Consider the following 14,896-nt stretch of genomic DNA (forward strand, 5'->3'; position numbering starts at 1 on the left):
GATGGCGAAACAGACCACCTGATCAGGCGAGATGATCGATTACGACCTTGCCGAAGACCTCGCCGGTGTCGAGCCGCTCGAACGCCTTCGCCGCCTCGCTGAACCGGAACGTCGAGTCGATCACCGGGCGGACCCTGTCGTCCGCGACCAGTTCCAGCAGCTCGGCGAGCTCGTCGGGGGTGCCCATGCTGCTGCCCAGGATCTCGATCTGCATGGCGAAGACCCGGCGCAGGTCGATCGTGGCCTGGTGACCGGCGGTCGCTCCGCACACCACGATCCGGGCGCCGGGCGCCGCACACTTCATCGAGTGGTCGAACGTGGGCTCGCCGACCGACTCGATCACCACGTCCACCCGTTCCGGCAGCCGCGCGCCGGGCTCCAGCGCGGTCGCGCCGAGCTGGCTGATCCGCTCACGTTTCCACTGCTCACGGCTGGTCGCGTAAACGCGCTTGCCCAGCGCCACGCCGAGCGCGACCGCCGCCGACGCGACGCCGCCTCCGGCGCCTTGAACCAGCACGGACCCACCCTGAGCGATCCGGCCGCGGGTCACCAGCATGTGGTACGCCGTGAGCCAGGCGGTCGGCAGGCAGGCCGCCTCGGCGAAGGAGACCCCTGCCGGTTTCCGGATCAGGTTCTCCCGGGGCGCCGCGATCCTCTCCGCGATCCCGCCGGGATGCCACTCGGAGAAGAGCGAATAGCCCCGCGGATCGGCCTTGTCCTCGACCACCGGGAAGACGACGACCTCGTTGCCGTCCGGGTCGACGCCTGCCGCGTCGCAGCCGAGGATCATCGGGAGCCGGTCGGCGGGCAGGCCGACACCACGCAGCGACCACAGGTCGTGGTGGTTGAGCGAGGAGGCACGCACCTCGACCGGCACCCAGCCGTCGGGTGTGGCTCGCTCGGGCAGGTCACCGACGGTCAGCCCGCGCAGGGGCTCGTCCGGGTTCAGGGCGGAGGCGTAAGCGGCTCGCATCAGCCGACCTTAACGCTGAATAAGACGGCCGTGCCGCCCCCGGATGTGCGGGAGCGGCACGGCTGTCCTGTCAGGTGGTGATGCCGTCGTCAGGCCGGGACGACAGTCGCCGCGTGCGCCGGGGCCGCGGACCGGCGCGCGACGCCGTCCTCGATCGCCGCCGCCGCGACCGCAGCCGCGACCGCCGGAGCGACCCGCGGGTCCAGCGGGGACGGCACGATCGCCTCGGGACGCAGGTCGTCGGAGACGATCGCGGCGATCGCGTCGGCTGCGGCCACCTTCATCCGGTCGGTGATCGTGGTGGCCCGGACGTCGAGCGCGCCGCGGAAGATGCCCGGGAACGCCAGAACGTTGTTGATCTGGTTCGGGAAGTCGCTGCGGCCGGTCGCGACGACCGCCGCGTACTTGTGCGCGACCGTCGGGTGGACCTCCGGCGTCGGGTTGGCCAGCGCGAAGATGATCGCGCCTGGCGCCATCCCGGCCAGCGCGGACTCCTCGATCGCGCCACCGGAGACGCCGACCAGCACGTCCGCGCCGATCAGGGCCTCGGCGATGCCACCGGTACGCCCGGAGATGTTCGTCGTGGCGGCGAGCTGCTCCTTGACCGGACCGAGGTTCGGCCGGTCGGCGTGGATGATGCCGCGCGAGTCGCAGACGATCATGTTGGCGCCCTGGACGCCCGCCGCGATGAGCGTTTTCGTGATCGCGACACCGGCCGCGCCGGCGCCGCTGATGACCACGCGCAGGTCGGCGAACTGACGCCCGAGCAGCTTCGCGGCGTTGCGCAGCGCCGCGAGCGTGACGACCGCGGTGCCGTGCTGGTCGTCGTGGAAGACCGGGATGTCGAGCTCGGCGTCGAGGCGCTGCTCGATCTCGAAGCAGCGCGGTGCGCTGATGTCCTCGAGGTTGATCCCGCCGAACGACGGGGCCATCGCCTTGACCGTGGCGATGATGCCCTCGACGTCCTGGGTGTCGAGGCAGATCGGGATCGAGTCGACCCCGCCGAACTGCTTGAACAGGACCGACTTGCCCTCCATGACCGGCATGGCGGCCTTCGGGCCGATGTTGCCGAGGCCCAGGACGGCCGAGCCGTCGGTGATCACGGCGACCGTGTTGGCGGTCCAGGTGTAGTCGGGGTAGAGCGACTCGTCCTCGGCGATCGCCTCACAGACCCGGGCGACACCCGGGGTGTACGCCAGGGACAGGTCGTCCCGGCTGGCGAGCGGAACAGTGGCGCTCATCGTCATCTTGCCCTGGCGGTGCAGGTCGAAGACCGGATCGGCGGCAAGGGCAGGATCGAGCTCAAAACTGAAAAAAGACACGGTGAACTCCACACGGCATCGTCATTGACACGTTGGCACCTGACCACTGCTGGTCGCGAGTATGCGCCAGAGGGAGGTGCGATGCGGGGATCACCCGGTAAAGCAACCGCAGCACGGGTGTGCGCTGGGGATCAGAAGACCTTAACTCAAACGCCCTGGCCTGGGCCAGTACCGGTACGTCACACGGCCCAGCGTGTCGGCGACGCCGTACGCCCGCGAGTCGTCGGTGACGAACTCGTTGTCACCTTCCAGCCACCAGCCGCCGTCCTGTTCGCGTACCGCGCGCTTGACCACCAGCAGGTCGGGCCGGGACCGGAAGCTCGCCACGACGATGTCTCCGGGACGAACCCGGCGGCCACCCCGGCGGACAACCAGGGCGTCGCCGGAGCGCAGCGCCGGAACCATGGACGGGCCCTGCACCAGCACTACGAACAGTGGTAATTGCCATCTCAAGGCATCAAGCCTCCGTCGCGTTACCCCATGGGTGTAAGGGGTAGTGTCAGCCTTGGATCATCGCAAATCTCTTTGGAGGAGTCCTGATGCGACTTCCGCGTTTCCTCACGCCGCGCACCGTTGTCAGCGCGCACTGTGACCTGCCCTGTGGGGTCTACGACCCGGCGCAGGCTCGGATCGAGGCCGAGTCGATCAAGGCCATCGCCGAGAAGTACCAGGCGAACACCGACCCCGAGTTCCGCACCCGCGCCATCCTGATCAAGGAGCAGCGCTCCGAGCTGGTCAAGCACCACCTGTGGGTGCTCTGGACCGACTACTTCAAGGCACCGCACTTCGAGAAGTACCCGCAGCTGCACGGCCTGTTCAACGAGGCCACCAAGCTGGCCGGCGCCGCCGGTGCGAAGGGCTCGGTCGACCCGGCCGTCGCCGAGCAGCTGCTTGGCAAGATCGAGGAGATCTCCAAGATCTTCTGGGAGACCAAGCAGGCCTGAGCGGTTCCCAGGCCCGGCAGCCGGATTAATTCCGGCAGCCGGGCCTGCCCTTACTCAGCGTGAGCGGCTAGAGTCTCCTCCATCAGGAGGAGGGGCTCGGGTGACTCAGCTGATGCAGACAGGGCCGGACGTCGGTGACGACGTCGTACTACTGACCGTTCCCGCCGACGGCGGGTACCTCGGTGTCCTCCGTACGGCCACCGCGGGCCTCGCGGCACGGCTGCACTTCGCGCTCGACGAGATCGAGGACTTGCGGATCGCGGTCGACGAGGCGTGCGCCATGCTGCTGGCGATAGCCACTCGCGGCGCCGAGCTGGAGTGCCGTTTCGCGGTCACCGACGATGCGCTGACCGTCGAGGTCACCGTCTCCACGGTTCGTGGCGCGCGGCTGCCCTCCGAGTCGTCGTTCGCGTGGAAGGTGCTGACCGCCCTCACCACGTCGGCCGAGGCCGAGGCGAACGGGCGTTCTGCCACGATTCGGCTGCTTACTCGGCGTACCGAGTTCTAGCGGACCGCTTCCGCGATGAAATCCAGGTGCTCGCCCGCGACGCGTGTCGCGCTCTCGGCGTCCTGCGAGATCAGACACTCCACCAGGCGGCGATGGTCGGCGTCGATGCGCAGCCAGTACCCCTCGGGCAGCACGCCGATGATCTCCTCGCCGTAAGAAGCCTGGTAAAGCGGGCTTCCGACCAGCTCGAACAGCGGGTTGCCGGTGGCCTTGGAGATCGCCCGGTGAAACGCGGAGTGTGCCGCCATCATCGTGTCGAAGTCGTCGATCACCGGGTCGAAGAGCGCGCCACGCAGCTCCGCCAGATGCGCGTCGGTCCGGCGCGTCGCGGCCAGGCCCGCCGCCGGCACCTCCAGGGCGCGCCGTAGCTCCAGCAGGTCGACAAGGCCGACGCTGGCGGAGTGGGTGAGCAGCGCGAACCCGGTCGACAGCCCGTCGGCCAGCTGCTCGGCGTCGGGATGAGCGACAAAGCTGCCACCGGTCACGCCACGCGTCGTCACGATCAGGTGCTGGCTGGCGAGAAGCCGCAGCGCCTCGCGCACCGTGCTCCGGCTGACGCCGATCTTGACGCAGAGTTCGGGTTCCGGAGGCAGACGTTCACCGGGCTGCAGCCGCCCTGAAGTGATATCTGCACGCAAATCGTCCGCAAGCTGCTGATATGCGGGCGGGCGCACCGTTGAGCCGGTCACCCATACAGGTTAGGCCCTGATCCGCCGACGGAGACCCACTAATCGACGCCCAACGCTCGACTACTTGGCGGAACGAGGATCAGAGCCGCGGTCACCGCAGCCAGAACCAGCATGCCCGCGCCCTGCCAAATCATGCCGATCTGGACCAGAAATCCTCCGGTCGCCAGCAGGAACAGCTGAATCACGACGGCCGGGCCCCGCGCACGGACCGCGCCGCGCCCGAGAGCGCGCGCCACCACGAAAACCCCGAACGCGGCCAGAGCGGCCATCACCGTGAGCGACGCGGCGATCGCCACATCGATCCCGTCCCCGGTCAGATCAAGGACGACGAGGTACGCCGTGAGCACAGCGAGGCCGGCCGCCTGCAGGTAGAGCAGCCGAACCCCCCATTCGAGGGTCGCCGCTCCGTCTTTCACGGGGTTCTCTCCGGTCACTCGTGCACCATACCGACAGACCGGAGGCGTTTCGACGGGTACAGTGCCGCCCATGCGAGCGTTGCTGGTGGTCAACCCCAGGGCGACGACGACCAGTGAGCGCAGCCGCGATGTCCTGGTCCGGGCGTTGCGCAGCGCGGTGGACCTGACGGTGCGATACACGGAACGGCGCGGCCATGCCACGAAGCTGGCGCGCGACGCGGCCGAGACCGGGGTCGACCTGGTCGTCACGCTGGGCGGCGACGGCACGGTGAACGAGGCGGTCAACGGTCTGCTGACCGCGGCACCCGCCCTCGGTGGGGAGTCGGGTCCTCTGGCGTACCGGCTTCCGGCGCTCGCGGTGGTCCCGGGTGGATCCACGAACGTCTTCGCCCGCGCGCTCGGCATGCCACGCGACTGGGTGGACGGCACCAGCGTGATTCTCGACGGCATCCGCGACGGCCGGCACCGGATCATCAATCTCGGCCGGGCCGACGACCGCTACTTCGCCTTCGCGGCCGGCCTCGGCTGGGACGCCGCGACGATTCGCAAAGTGGAGCAGGCTCGCCTCCGTGGGCGCACTTCCACCCCGGCTCTCTACGTCCGCGCGATGACATCGCAATTCTTCACCGGAATGGACCGCAAGGATCCACCGATGTCGCTGGAACGACCGGGCGAGGAGACCGAGACCGGAATCGGCACGGTGATCGTCCAGAACACCGCACCCTGGACTTATGTCGGTGAACGGTCCGTCGACCCGAACCCCGGCGCCTCGTTCGAACTGGGCCTCGACGTGATGGCGATGCGCCGCCTCAACCTCCCCGGCACCGCACGGACCGTGACACAACTCGCGTGGCAGTCCAGCGATCTACGAGGTAAACAAGTATTACGGCTTCATGACATCGCCGAGTTCACCGTGGTGGCGTCCCGACCCCAGGCATTCCAGTTGGACGGCGACTACCTAGGCGAACGCCAGAAAGTGCACTTCGTGTCCGTCCCCTCGGCTCTGCGTGTGATCTGCTGACAACGGGGTACGTGAACCTGGTAGGTGCTCACGATCCGTTACAGAAACACGGTCAAAAGGTCGGCGAAGTGGGCAGGACCGTACTACATTGATAGGGGCGTTCGTCATCCGGCTCCAGCAGTAACCACGGAACCGGACATATGGGTGCGTGAGCCAGCTCACCCGGCGGGAGAAACTTCCGGCGCTACCCTTGACATCGCGAGAGTTCGTGAAAGCATTCACAAGCGAAAAGAAGTAACCGGTTGCTGCTTGTGCGCGTTCCTTAATCAAGAAGCGCAGAACAGCCACCAAACACCAATAGCTTGCTGACGCACTGGTGATCGCGCGGGCACAACCCGTCGCCTCCACTGCGCATGCATATAGGTAAACAGCACTGTTTTCATTACCCCATCCGAAACAAGGAGTTTGCCGCCATGGACTGGCGTCACGATGCGATCTGCCGCGACGAGGACCCTGAGCTGTTCTTCCCGATCGGGACGTCCGGCCCGGCGCTCCTGCAAGTCGAGCAGGCCAAGGCCGTGTGCCGGCGGTGCCCGGTGACCGAGTCGTGCCTCTCTTGGGCCCTCGAGTCGGGTCAGGACGCCGGCGTATGGGGCGGCATGAGCGAAGACGAACGACGCGCAGTCAAGCGTCGCGGTGGCCTTCGGGTCGGCGCTCCTACCGCCTGAATCAATCCCCCACACAGCATTTGCGCCCCGGGCCTCACGGCACCGGGGCGTCTTGCTGTTTCGGGCCGCTCACCCAGCGTTCCATTCCGCAGTGCGCAATTGCGATCACCGTCAGTTTTCCCGAACCCCCGAAATGATCTCGAAATTCGGATCAAGACGCTTTGCGTCGCGGACTCGGCACACTCCGCATTGGAGTGACCCGATCACCCTTTCGCAGTTACCTTGCGCGGAGCGCCGGTAACCCACAGTGAGTTAGTTCGTTCACCGGCAATCAGGTAACCACTTGGTCGCGTAGTCCCCATCGGACTAGCCCTCAAGTCCTTCCCCGCCTCCGCTCAAATCCCCCGAATCCGGCGAAGGCTCACTGTGAATCCCCTGAACCACCTGTGAATCCCCTGAGCCCAGCCGCTGACCCGCTGACCCACTGAGAGTCCGCCGAGAGCCCGCTGAGCGCCCGAAGACGCCAAATCTGAGCTTGGGACTCCATGCAGGACGTTCCAGCCCCGCAGAATCCCGCTCCGAAGGCGGCGCCGCAACCTCGCAGGCGCGGGGTCAGGCTGCGATGGGTAGGCGGCCGGTCAGGGCGGGCTCTACGCGGGCGTTCACGAGGCGCACGAGTTCCGGGGCGGCGGCGAGTGGTTCGGCCACGGTGATTGCGCCGGCCTCGCGGGCGGTGCGTGCCGCCAGGTCGTAGAGCAGGCCCGGTGCCAAGAAATATGCCGCCGTGGCTACCCGCTGAGCGCCCGCCTCACGCAACCGGGTCACGGCCTCACCCGCGGACGGTCCGGCGCCGGAGGCATAGGCGACCTCAGCCGGCAGACCGAGTCGCCGTCCGAGCGCCGCGGCCGCTTCGGCCACCGTCGCCCGGGCAGCCTCATCCCGGGTGCCGGCCGAAGCGAGCACCACGCCGTCGACACCACCACCCAGCAGATCACCATCTGGCAGACCAACCCCCGGCAGGACGCCCTGACGGGTGACACCATCACTCGGGCGCGTTACGCAGCCGGCATGCCGGGTGGGAACGACGCACGACTCCACGCCGGGCGACACGGCCTCGGACAGGCGCCGGCACAGCGCCGCCAGCAACAGCGGTGACGCCGGGCCGAGGACGTCGGTGGCGGTCACCTCGATCGGCAGGGACTCGGCTTCCCGGACCACAGCGGGCAGGTCCACCCGGCCGTGATAGGCGGCGGTGAGCAGCAGCGGCACCAGGACCGCGCGGGAGGCCGGCACCGACGCCAGCACGTCGATCGGCCGGGGACCGGCGTGATCGAGATAGGACGCCCGCACCAGCCAGTCCGGCCGGGCCCTGCGGACGGCCCGGGCCAGCGCCTCGGTGGCGACCGCGGCCCGCGGGTCACGGCTGCCGTGAGCCACCAGGACGACGGCAGGCCGCGACCGGCGACTGAAGCCGGCCGCGGAGCCACCCGGAAAACCAGAGCCGCTCACACGTGCAAACCGCATTCGGTCTTCTCGAACATCGCCCAGCGCCCGGCCCGCGGGTCCTCGCCGGCCTTGGTACGCCGGGTGCACGGCCAGCAGCCCACCGAACCGTAGCCCTTCTTGAACAGCTCGTTGACCGGCACGTTCCACCGGCTGATGTAGCGGTCCACGTCCGCCTGGGTCCAGGCCGCGATCGGGTTGACCTTGACCTTGCCCTTCTTGGCGTCGAAGGCGACGACCGGCGTGTTGGCGCGGGTCGGCGACTCGTCGCGGCGCAGGCCGGTGGCCCAGGAGTCGTAGTCGCTGAGCGCGCGCTCCAGCGGCTCCACCTTGCGCAGGAAGCAGCACTCGTCGGGGCTGCGGGCGAAGAGACGGGGGCCGTACTCGCCGTCCTGCTGGCCGACAGTCATCCGGGGGCGGATGGACCGGACGTTGACGTTCATCGTGCGGGCCACGGTGTCGCGGACCTTGAGGGTCTCCGGGAAGTGCAGGCCGGTGTCGAGGAAGACGACGTCGACGCCGGGCGCGACCCGGGAGAAGATGTGCGCCACGACGGCGTCGGCCATCGAGCTGGTGACGCAGAACCGCGCGCCGAAGGTGTCGGTCGCCCACTTGGCGATCTCCTCGGCCGGCTTGCCCTCAAGGGCCTGCGCGGCGTCGAGAGCGAGCGCCCGCAGCTCCTCCGGGCTGCGCCGGCCGGGCTCCAAGACCGCAGACGACGAGGAGGCGGAGGCCGAGCCACCCAGGTCGATCAGGCCCAGGCTAGAAGCGTTCAGGAGACTCATCGATTTACTCCCTTGGACAACAACCCGATGAACTTGACCGAGAAAACCCGCGCGCAGGAGTGGCACTCCCAGGCGCCGTGCGAGGCCTCGTTGGGACGGAGGTCCTCTTCACCGCAGTAGGGGCAGTACAGGGGAGCGGATCTGGCGTCGCTCATTTCAGGAGCTCCTCGTCGGCCCGCAGGACCCACTTCGCGAAGGTCTCGCCGTCGGTGCGGCCGTCCAGGTAGTGCCGGGCGACACGTTCCACGTACTCGGGAAGCTCCTCGGCGGTGGCCTTCAGGCCACGCACCTTGCGCCCGAAGCCGGCGGTCTCGCCCTTGGCCATGCCGAGCGCGCCGCCCAGGTGGATCTGGAAGCCCTCGACCTGCTCGCCGCGCGAGTTCAGCACGAGCTGGCCCTTGAGGCCGATGTCGGCGACCTGGGTGCGGGCGCATGCGTTCGGGCAGCCGTTGATGTGGATCGAGAGGTCGGCGTCGAAGTCCTTGAGCCGCTCCTCAAGCCGCGCCACCAGTTCCTCGCCGCGCGCCTTGGTCTCGACGATCGCGAGCTTGCAGTACTCGATGCCGGTGCAGGCCATCGTCCCGCGGCGGAAGGCCGAAGGACGGGCTTCCAGCCCGATCGCACGCAGGCCCTTGACGAACGGTTCCACCTTGTCGTCAGCGATGTCCAGGACCAGGACCTTTTGGTACGCGGTGAGCCGCACCCGATCCGAGCCGAACTCCTCGACCAGGTCGGCGAGCTTGCCGAGCTGCGTGCCGGAGGTGCGCCCGACGATCGGGGCGGCGCCAACGTAGTTACGACCGTCGTTCTGCTTGTGCACGCCGATGTGGTCGATCGGCTTCTCCGGCAGCTCCGGCGCAGGGCCGTCGAGGAGCGTGCGCCCGAGGTACTCCTTCTCCAGGACCTCGCGGAACTTCTCCACACCCCAGTCGGCGAGCAGGAACTTCAGGCGGGCGCGGTGACGGAGCCGGCGGTAACCGTAATCGCGGAAGATCCCGACGACGCCTTCCCAGACGTCCGGGATCTCGGCCAGCGGCACCCAGACGCCGAGGCGCTCGGCCAGGCGCGGGTTGGTGGAGAGGCCGCCGCCGACCCAGAGGTCGAAGCCGGGGCCGTGCTCGGGGTGCTCGACACCGACGAAGGAGATGTCGTTCGCCTGGTACGGCCCGTCCGGCAGCCAGGAGATCACCGACTTGAACTTGCGGGGCAGGTTCGAGTACCGCGGGTCGCCGACGTACCGCTTGACGATCTCGTCGATCGCCGGCGTCGCGTCGATGACCTCGTCGATCGCCACACCGGCGACCGGACTGCCCAGCACGATCCGGGGGCAGTCGCCGCACGCCTCGGTGGTCTGCAGTCCGACCGCTTCGAGCCGGCGCCAGATCTCCGGCATGTCCTCGACCCGGATCCAGTGCATCTGGATGTTCTGCCGGTCGGTGATGTCCGCGCTGTCCCGGGCGAACTCGCTCGCGATGCCGGCGATGGTGCGCAGCTGCAGCAGGCTCAGGGCACCGCCGTCGATGCGGACGCGGAGCATGAAGTACTCGTCCTCGAGCTCTTCCGGCTCCAGCACCGCGGTGCGGCCGCCGTCGATTCCGGCCTTGCGCTGGGTGTAGAGACCCCACCAGCGGAACCGGCCACGCAGGTCGGCCGGGTCGATCGAGGAGAACCCGCCGTGGGCGTAGATGTTCTCGATACGCGCACGGACGTTGAGCGGGTTGTCGTCTTTTTTGCTGCGTTCGTTCGGGTTGAGCGGCTCGCGGTGTCCGAGCGCCCACTGTCCCTCGCCACGCGCCTTACGAGGGCGGGCGGTGGGACCTGCAGCGGGGGTGTTGCTGGGCGCCATGTCGGCGTTCCTCCGGGTTTCGTGGGCGCGCATTGCCGCCCACGGCCCTGAAGAGGACTCGTGACATCTGTGTCAGGAGTGGGCCCGGCGGTCGCGCGGCCGAAAATGAAAATCGGGCGGCGTCAGGAAGCCGGACACATCGCGCTGCGGACACGGCCGTAGTCCACGTGGCGGCGGGCCACGAGGCGGCAGTCCAGAGCAGCGGTCATGTTGGCTAGCGTCTCACGCCTGGCGAATCTGAGCCAGTGCGGTCCAGAATCCGGGAGTGTGCCGCGTAACACAGCCCTAACATCTTGTAACAGTTGCCACCTAAGCTCGCCGGCACCAAAGATCGACCACTTGGTGTAGTGACAACACTACTTAAGGTTGTCAGACTCGGGCGTCAAAGGCCTCAGGCCGACCCCTACGGGAGCCGCCCATGCTCAGTCCGGCAGCCTTCGACGACTCCCCGACCCGGCCACTCGCGGCGCCTCGGCGTACGACCCGCCGGCGACCCCTCGCCCTCGTCCTGGCGTGGGGTCCTTTTCTGGTCCCGGCCACGCTGGCCACCTCGGTCGGCCTGATCGGCCTGGCCGTGCCGGTGGCCGGTGCTCGCGAGCAGCTCACTCGGGTCTCCACCGGGCTCACGCCGGAGCAGATCCTCGACTCGGCCCGCGACGCCGACGCGGTGAACGCCTTCTACTACCTGCTCATGCACTTCTGGGCCGAGCTGGCCGGCGACGACGTCACGATGCTGCGGCTGCCGTCGGCCATCGCGATGGGCCTCGGTGCCGGGCTCGCGGGTGAGCTGGGCCGGCGCATCCTCACGCCCGGCATCGGGCTCTGCGCCGGGCTGATACTGGCCGCCCTGCCCGCGGTCAGCCGGTGGGCACAGGAGGCACGCCCTTACGCACTCGCTTTCCTCTGCGCCACCGCCGCGACGCTCCTGCTCTATCGGACGCTCGACCAGCCGCGCTGGTGGCGCTGGACCGGGTACGGGCTGTTGATCACCCTCACCGGCCTGCTGCACGTCACGGCGCTGCTGATCCTGGCCGGGCACGCGTACACGGTCTTCTCGCGATGGGTGCTCAGCCGCCAGCCCGCACTGTTCTGGTGGTTCCCGGTGACCGTGCTGTCACTCGTACCCCCGGCGCCGTTGATCTCACTCGGTGTGCGGCAGCATGCCGCGCTGCTGGCCTGGCGCCCCCACCTCCCGTGGGAGGTGGCGCGAAGCGCGCCGGAGGTGCTGCTCGGCTCGGCGGCGGCCGGGTTGCTGGTGATCGGGCTGGCGCTCGCCGCGCGGTGGCCGGACCGTGCGCTGATCCGCGAGCTGGCCGCGCTCGCCGCCGTGCCGCCGCTCGTGCTGATCGGGGCGACGTTCCTGAGCGGTCAGGTGTGGGCGCCGCAGTACGCGTTACCGGCCCTCGTGCCGATCACGCTCTGCGCCGCGGCCGCCCTGCGTGGCCTGCGTCTGCGAGCACTCCTGGCGCTGCTCGCGATCGTCGCGCTGGCGCTGCCGCAGCACCGCGCCATCCGCGAGCCGGACGCGCACCGCCCGGCCCCTGCCGCCACCACGGCGGCCGGACCGATCAGCGTTTCGCCAGCGGGACCACCATGACGGCCTCGGTGCCGCCGCCGGAGCGGTTGCGCAGTTCGATGCTGCCGCGCAGCTCACCGGTGGCGAGCGCCCGGACGATCTGAAGGCCGAGCCGTTTGCTGCCCTCGAACTTGAAGCTGTCCGGCAGGCCCCGGCCGTTGTCGGCGACCGTGACGTGCAGCTGCTTGCGGAAGCGATGCGCGGAGACGACAACCTCACCGGCGATCTCCGGCGCCGGGGCGGTCAGGTCCTCGTCGTCCTCGGGCGCCGGGAAACCGTGCTCGACCGCGTTGATGAGCAGCTCGTTGAGCACCATCACGAGCGAGGTGGCGATCTCGGCGGGCAGTACGCCGAACGTGCCCTCCCGGCGCATCCGCACCGGGTAACTGGTGGCTGCCACCTCGGTGGCGGCCGAGGCGACCCGGTCGACGATGCCGTCGAACTCGACCGCCTCGTCGCTGGACATCGAGAGCGTCTCATGGACCAGGGCGATCGAAGCGACCCGGCGTACCGACTCCTCCAGGGCCATCCGCGCCTCGGGCGCGGCGACCCGCCGGGCCTGCAGGCGCAGCAGCGCCGCCACGGTCTGCAGGTTGTTCTTCACCCGGTGGTGGATCTCCCGGATGGTCGCGTCCTTGGTCATCAGGGCGCGTTCCCGGCGGCGGATCTCGGTGACGTCGCGGACCAGCACCAGCGCGCCGATCGGCACACCGGCCGGCAGCAGTGGCAGCGCCCGGGTGAGCACTGTGGCGCCGCGCGCCTCCACCTCCATCCGGGGCGCGAACTCGCCGCGCAGCGACGAGAGGATCCGCTCGGACGCGTCGTTGCCCTCCAGCGGGTCGGCGGAGAGCCGGATGGCGAGTTTCGCCAGCTCCTCGCCGACCAGGTGGGAGTTGAAGCCGAGCCGCCGGTACGCGGACTGCGCGTTCGGGCTGGCGTAGGTGACCTTGCCGGACGAATCCAGCCGGATGATGCCGTCGCCGACCCGGGGCGCCGACGTGGTCTCACCCGGGTGCCGGGGCGGCGGGAAGGTCCCGTCCGACACCATCTGGGCCAGGTCGTCAGCGGTGGTGAGGTAGTTCAGCTCGAGCTGGCTCGGTGTGCGCGCTGTGCTCAGGTTGGTGTCGCGGCCGATCACCGCGATCACCTCGCTGTAACCCTCTTCCAGGTCGGTGGCGTCCCGGAGCCGGACCGGGATGGCCTCGTGGCGGGCCGGGGTGTCGCCGTACCAGACCGGGTCGCCCTCCCGCCAGATCCGCTCCTGGGTGATCGCCACGTCGAGGTGCGCCACCTCCGGGCCGCCGACGATCTTGCCGACCTGGTCGTCCTGGTACGCCGTCGGCGCGGTCACCGGACGCACCTGGGCGACGCAGAGGAACTCGCGTGGCTGCCTCGGTTCCCCCTTTATCGGCACCCAGAGAAGCAGGTCCGCAAAGGAGAGATCGGAGAGAAGCTGCCAGTCGCCGGCCAGGCGGTGCAGGTGGTCGATGTCGGCGGAGCTGAGGGTGGTGTGCTCTTCGACGAGGTCACGCAGGGTGGACACGGCCCCAGCTTATGGGCTGTTGATTACAGCGTCGTGGTGACCTTCTTGAGGCCGCGCGGCGCGTCCGGGTCCTCGCCCCGGGCCAGCGCGAGAGCGAGCGCGAGCTTCTGAAGAGGAAGGATGTCGAGCAGCGGGCTGTACCGCTCGTCGACGGCCGGGACGGCAAGCCGTGCCGAGGCGCCGGGAACGTCGGCCGCGCCGATCGTCACCACGTCGGCCCGGCGCTCACCGAGACGGGTCACCACGTCGCGCATCGCACGGCCGCCGGGGCCGTCGCCGACCACCGCGAGCACCGGCACGTCCGGGTCGGCCATCGCGAGCGGGCCGTGCAGCAGGTCGGCGCCGGAGAACGCGAGGGCCGGCAGGTAGGACGTCTCCATGAGCTTCAGCGCGGCTTCACGGGCAGTCGGGTACGCGTACCCACGGCCTGTCGTCACCAAGCTGGAAGCGAACCGGTAACGCTGAGCCAAGTCCTCGGCCGACGAGTCGGCGAGAGCCGCCTCGGCGAGCCGGGGCAGCTCCTCGATCGCGGCCCGCTCCTCGGCGGGGAGCTGCCCGTCACCGGCGCGCACGCCCTCGACGAGCAGCAGCAGGGCGAGCAGCTCGGCCGTGTAGGTCTTGGTGGCGGCGACCGCGCGCTCGTGACCGGCGGCGACGTCGATGGAGAGCTCGGCGGCCTGCGCCAGCGGCGACTCGGGGTTGTTGGTGACGGCGAGGGTGAGCGCGCCGTTCTCCCGGGCCACGCCGAGGACGCCGGTGAGGTCGGCGGAACCACCGCTCTGACTGACACCGATCACCAGCGAGCCGGTGAAGTCGGGCTTGGCGCCGTAGAGCGTGATCGCGCTCGGCGAAGCGCTCGCGACCGGCAGGCCGAGGCGGATCTCGGACAGATAGGCGCCGTAGAGCGCGGCGTGGTCGGAGGTGCCCCGGGCCACGAACACCACGTTGCGCGGTTTCCGGCGAGCGATCTCGGCTGCCACCTGCGCGATCGCACCGGAATTGTGGCCGTCCAGCAGCCGGGCGAAACCGGCGGGTTGTTCCGCGATGTCCGCCGACATGCCGTGCCCTCGCTGTGTCACGTGATCCTCCCTGACATCCAATTCTTGTGCGATCGCTGCGCAGTCTTGCAAGAAAAAGCTTACTAGGTCAAGGTTTCGCGCAC

General features: G+C 69.1%; 15 protein-coding genes. 5 read left to right on the top strand and 10 right to left on the bottom strand.

Going from position 1 to position 14,896, the window contains the following annotated elements:
- Nucleotides 1–22 precede the first annotated feature (22 nt).
- The 3 genes from ACQP2E_RS34460 to ACQP2E_RS34470 all read right to left on the bottom strand — a co-directional run bounded on the left by ACQP2E_RS34460 (nt 23) and on the right by ACQP2E_RS34470 (nt 2,700).
- Complete coding sequence (locus tag ACQP2E_RS34460; RefSeq protein ID WP_433827152.1) at nt 23–973, bottom strand: zinc-binding dehydrogenase; 951 nt, start codon at nt 971–973, stop codon at nt 23–25.
- Nucleotides 974–1,062: 89 nt separating this feature from the next.
- On the bottom strand, nt 1,063–2,295 hold the full coding sequence (locus ACQP2E_RS34465) for an NAD(P)-dependent malic enzyme (RefSeq protein ID WP_433827153.1): 1,233 nt from the start codon (nt 2,293–2,295) through the stop codon (nt 1,063–1,065).
- A 141-nt stretch (nt 2,296–2,436) separates the two neighbouring features.
- Nucleotides 2,437–2,700 carry a S24 family peptidase gene (locus ACQP2E_RS34470; protein ID WP_433834175.1) on the bottom strand — a complete coding sequence of 88 codons (264 nt, stop codon included), beginning with the start codon at nt 2,698–2,700 and terminating at the stop codon, nt 2,437–2,439.
- A gap of 134 nt (nt 2,701–2,834) precedes the next feature.
- Here ACQP2E_RS34470 and sodN point away from each other — a divergent pair, with 134 nt between their 5' ends.
- Nucleotides 2,835–3,239 (top strand): superoxide dismutase, Ni, encoded by a 405-nt coding sequence (gene sodN / locus ACQP2E_RS34475; RefSeq protein ID WP_111651779.1) that lies wholly within the window; start codon nt 2,835–2,837, stop codon nt 3,237–3,239.
- Nucleotides 3,240–3,351: 112 nt separating this feature from the next.
- Nucleotides 3,352–3,747, top strand: a complete 396-nt coding sequence (locus tag ACQP2E_RS34480; protein ID WP_181557991.1) for an ATP-binding protein — start codon at nt 3,352–3,354, stop codon at nt 3,745–3,747.
- On the opposite strand, the gene ACQP2E_RS34485 is transcribed toward ACQP2E_RS34480, so the two are convergent.
- Together ACQP2E_RS34485 and ACQP2E_RS34490 are read right to left on the bottom strand one after the other, a co-directional pair.
- Nucleotides 3,744–4,436 carry a FadR/GntR family transcriptional regulator gene (locus ACQP2E_RS34485; RefSeq protein ID WP_433827154.1) on the bottom strand — a complete coding sequence of 231 codons (693 nt, stop codon included), beginning with the start codon at nt 4,434–4,436 and terminating at the stop codon, nt 3,744–3,746. The genes ACQP2E_RS34480 and ACQP2E_RS34485 overlap by 4 nt on opposite strands.
- A 38-nt stretch (nt 4,437–4,474) precedes the next feature.
- Nucleotides 4,475–4,870: a hypothetical protein gene (locus ACQP2E_RS34490; protein WP_433827155.1), complete on the bottom strand. Its 396-nt coding sequence runs from the start codon at nt 4,868–4,870 to the stop codon at nt 4,475–4,477.
- Nucleotides 4,871–4,922: 52 nt separating this feature from the next.
- Between ACQP2E_RS34490 and ACQP2E_RS34495 the strand changes: the two genes are divergently transcribed.
- The gene (locus ACQP2E_RS34495; RefSeq protein ID WP_433827156.1) at nt 4,923–5,873 is read left to right on the top strand and encodes a diacylglycerol/lipid kinase family protein; all 951 of its coding nucleotides are present in this window, start codon (nt 4,923–4,925) and stop codon (nt 5,871–5,873) included.
- A 413-nt stretch (nt 5,874–6,286) separates the two neighbouring features.
- The gene (locus ACQP2E_RS34500; RefSeq protein WP_014447395.1) at nt 6,287–6,541 is read left to right on the top strand and encodes a WhiB family transcriptional regulator; all 255 of its coding nucleotides are present in this window, start codon (nt 6,287–6,289) and stop codon (nt 6,539–6,541) included.
- A 552-nt stretch (nt 6,542–7,093) separates the two neighbouring features.
- Here ACQP2E_RS34500 and ACQP2E_RS34505 read toward each other — a convergent pair.
- The 3 genes from ACQP2E_RS34505 to ACQP2E_RS34515 all read right to left on the bottom strand — a co-directional run bounded on the left by ACQP2E_RS34505 (nt 7,094) and on the right by ACQP2E_RS34515 (nt 10,615).
- The gene (locus ACQP2E_RS34505) at nt 7,094–7,918 is read right to left on the bottom strand and encodes a sirohydrochlorin chelatase (RefSeq protein ID WP_433827157.1); all 825 of its coding nucleotides are present in this window, start codon (nt 7,916–7,918) and stop codon (nt 7,094–7,096) included.
- Nucleotides 7,919–7,986: 68 nt separating this feature from the next.
- On the bottom strand, nt 7,987–8,769 hold the full coding sequence (locus ACQP2E_RS34510; RefSeq protein WP_433827158.1) for a phosphoadenylyl-sulfate reductase: 783 nt from the start codon (nt 8,767–8,769) through the stop codon (nt 7,987–7,989).
- Nucleotides 8,770–8,920: 151 nt separating this feature from the next.
- Entirely contained in the window at nt 8,921–10,615 is a 1,695-nt protein-coding gene (locus ACQP2E_RS34515) for a nitrite/sulfite reductase (protein WP_433827159.1), read from the bottom strand.
- Nucleotides 10,616–11,033: 418 nt separating this feature from the next.
- Here ACQP2E_RS34515 and ACQP2E_RS34520 point away from each other — a divergent pair, with 418 nt between their 5' ends.
- Nucleotides 11,034–12,212, top strand: coding sequence for a glycosyltransferase family 39 protein (locus tag ACQP2E_RS34520; RefSeq protein ID WP_433827160.1), 1,179 nt, complete (start codon nt 11,034–11,036; stop codon nt 12,210–12,212).
- Here the strand turns inward: ACQP2E_RS34520 and ACQP2E_RS34525 are convergent.
- Both ACQP2E_RS34525 and ACQP2E_RS34530 read right to left on the bottom strand, forming a co-directional pair.
- The gene (locus ACQP2E_RS34525) at nt 12,184–13,734 is read right to left on the bottom strand and encodes a sensor histidine kinase (RefSeq protein WP_433827161.1); all 1,551 of its coding nucleotides are present in this window, start codon (nt 13,732–13,734) and stop codon (nt 12,184–12,186) included. The genes ACQP2E_RS34520 and ACQP2E_RS34525 overlap by 29 nt on opposite strands.
- Nucleotides 13,735–13,757: 23 nt before the next feature.
- Nucleotides 13,758–14,792 (bottom strand): SIS domain-containing protein, encoded by a 1,035-nt coding sequence (locus ACQP2E_RS34530; RefSeq protein ID WP_433834178.1) that lies wholly within the window; start codon nt 14,790–14,792, stop codon nt 13,758–13,760.
- Nucleotides 14,793–14,896 lie beyond the last annotated feature (104 nt).

The sequence above is a fragment of the Actinoplanes sp. CA-015351 genome, assembly GCF_050955685.1.
Classification (GTDB): domain Bacteria; phylum Actinomycetota; class Actinomycetes; order Mycobacteriales; family Micromonosporaceae; genus Actinoplanes.

Excerpts from the sequence above, each read along its gene's own strand:
- ACQP2E_RS34460 (WP_433827152.1), bottom strand. The coding sequence starts at position 973 with ATGCGAGCCGCTTACGCCTCCGCCCTGAACCCGGACGAGCCCCTGCGC.
- ACQP2E_RS34515 (WP_433827159.1), bottom strand. The coding sequence starts at position 10,615 with ATGGCGCCCAGCAACACCCCCGCTGCAGGTCCCACCGCCCGCCCTCGT.
- sodN (WP_111651779.1), top strand. The coding sequence starts at position 2,835 with ATGCGACTTCCGCGTTTCCTCACGCCGCGCACCGTTGTCAGCGCGCAC.
- ACQP2E_RS34495 (WP_433827156.1), top strand. The coding sequence starts at position 4,923 with ATGCGAGCGTTGCTGGTGGTCAACCCCAGGGCGACGACGACCAGTGAG.
- ACQP2E_RS34470 (WP_433834175.1), bottom strand. The coding sequence starts at position 2,700 with ATGGTTCCGGCGCTGCGCTCCGGCGACGCCCTGGTTGTCCGCCGGGGT.
- ACQP2E_RS34510 (WP_433827158.1), bottom strand. The coding sequence starts at position 8,769 with ATGAGTCTCCTGAACGCTTCTAGCCTGGGCCTGATCGACCTGGGTGGC.
- ACQP2E_RS34530 (WP_433834178.1), bottom strand. The coding sequence starts at position 14,792 with ATGTCGGCGGACATCGCGGAACAACCCGCCGGTTTCGCCCGGCTGCTG.
- ACQP2E_RS34500 (WP_014447395.1), top strand. The coding sequence starts at position 6,287 with ATGGACTGGCGTCACGATGCGATCTGCCGCGACGAGGACCCTGAGCTG.
- ACQP2E_RS34480 (WP_181557991.1), top strand. The coding sequence starts at position 3,352 with ATGCAGACAGGGCCGGACGTCGGTGACGACGTCGTACTACTGACCGTT.
- ACQP2E_RS34520 (WP_433827160.1), top strand. The coding sequence starts at position 11,034 with ATGCTCAGTCCGGCAGCCTTCGACGACTCCCCGACCCGGCCACTCGCG.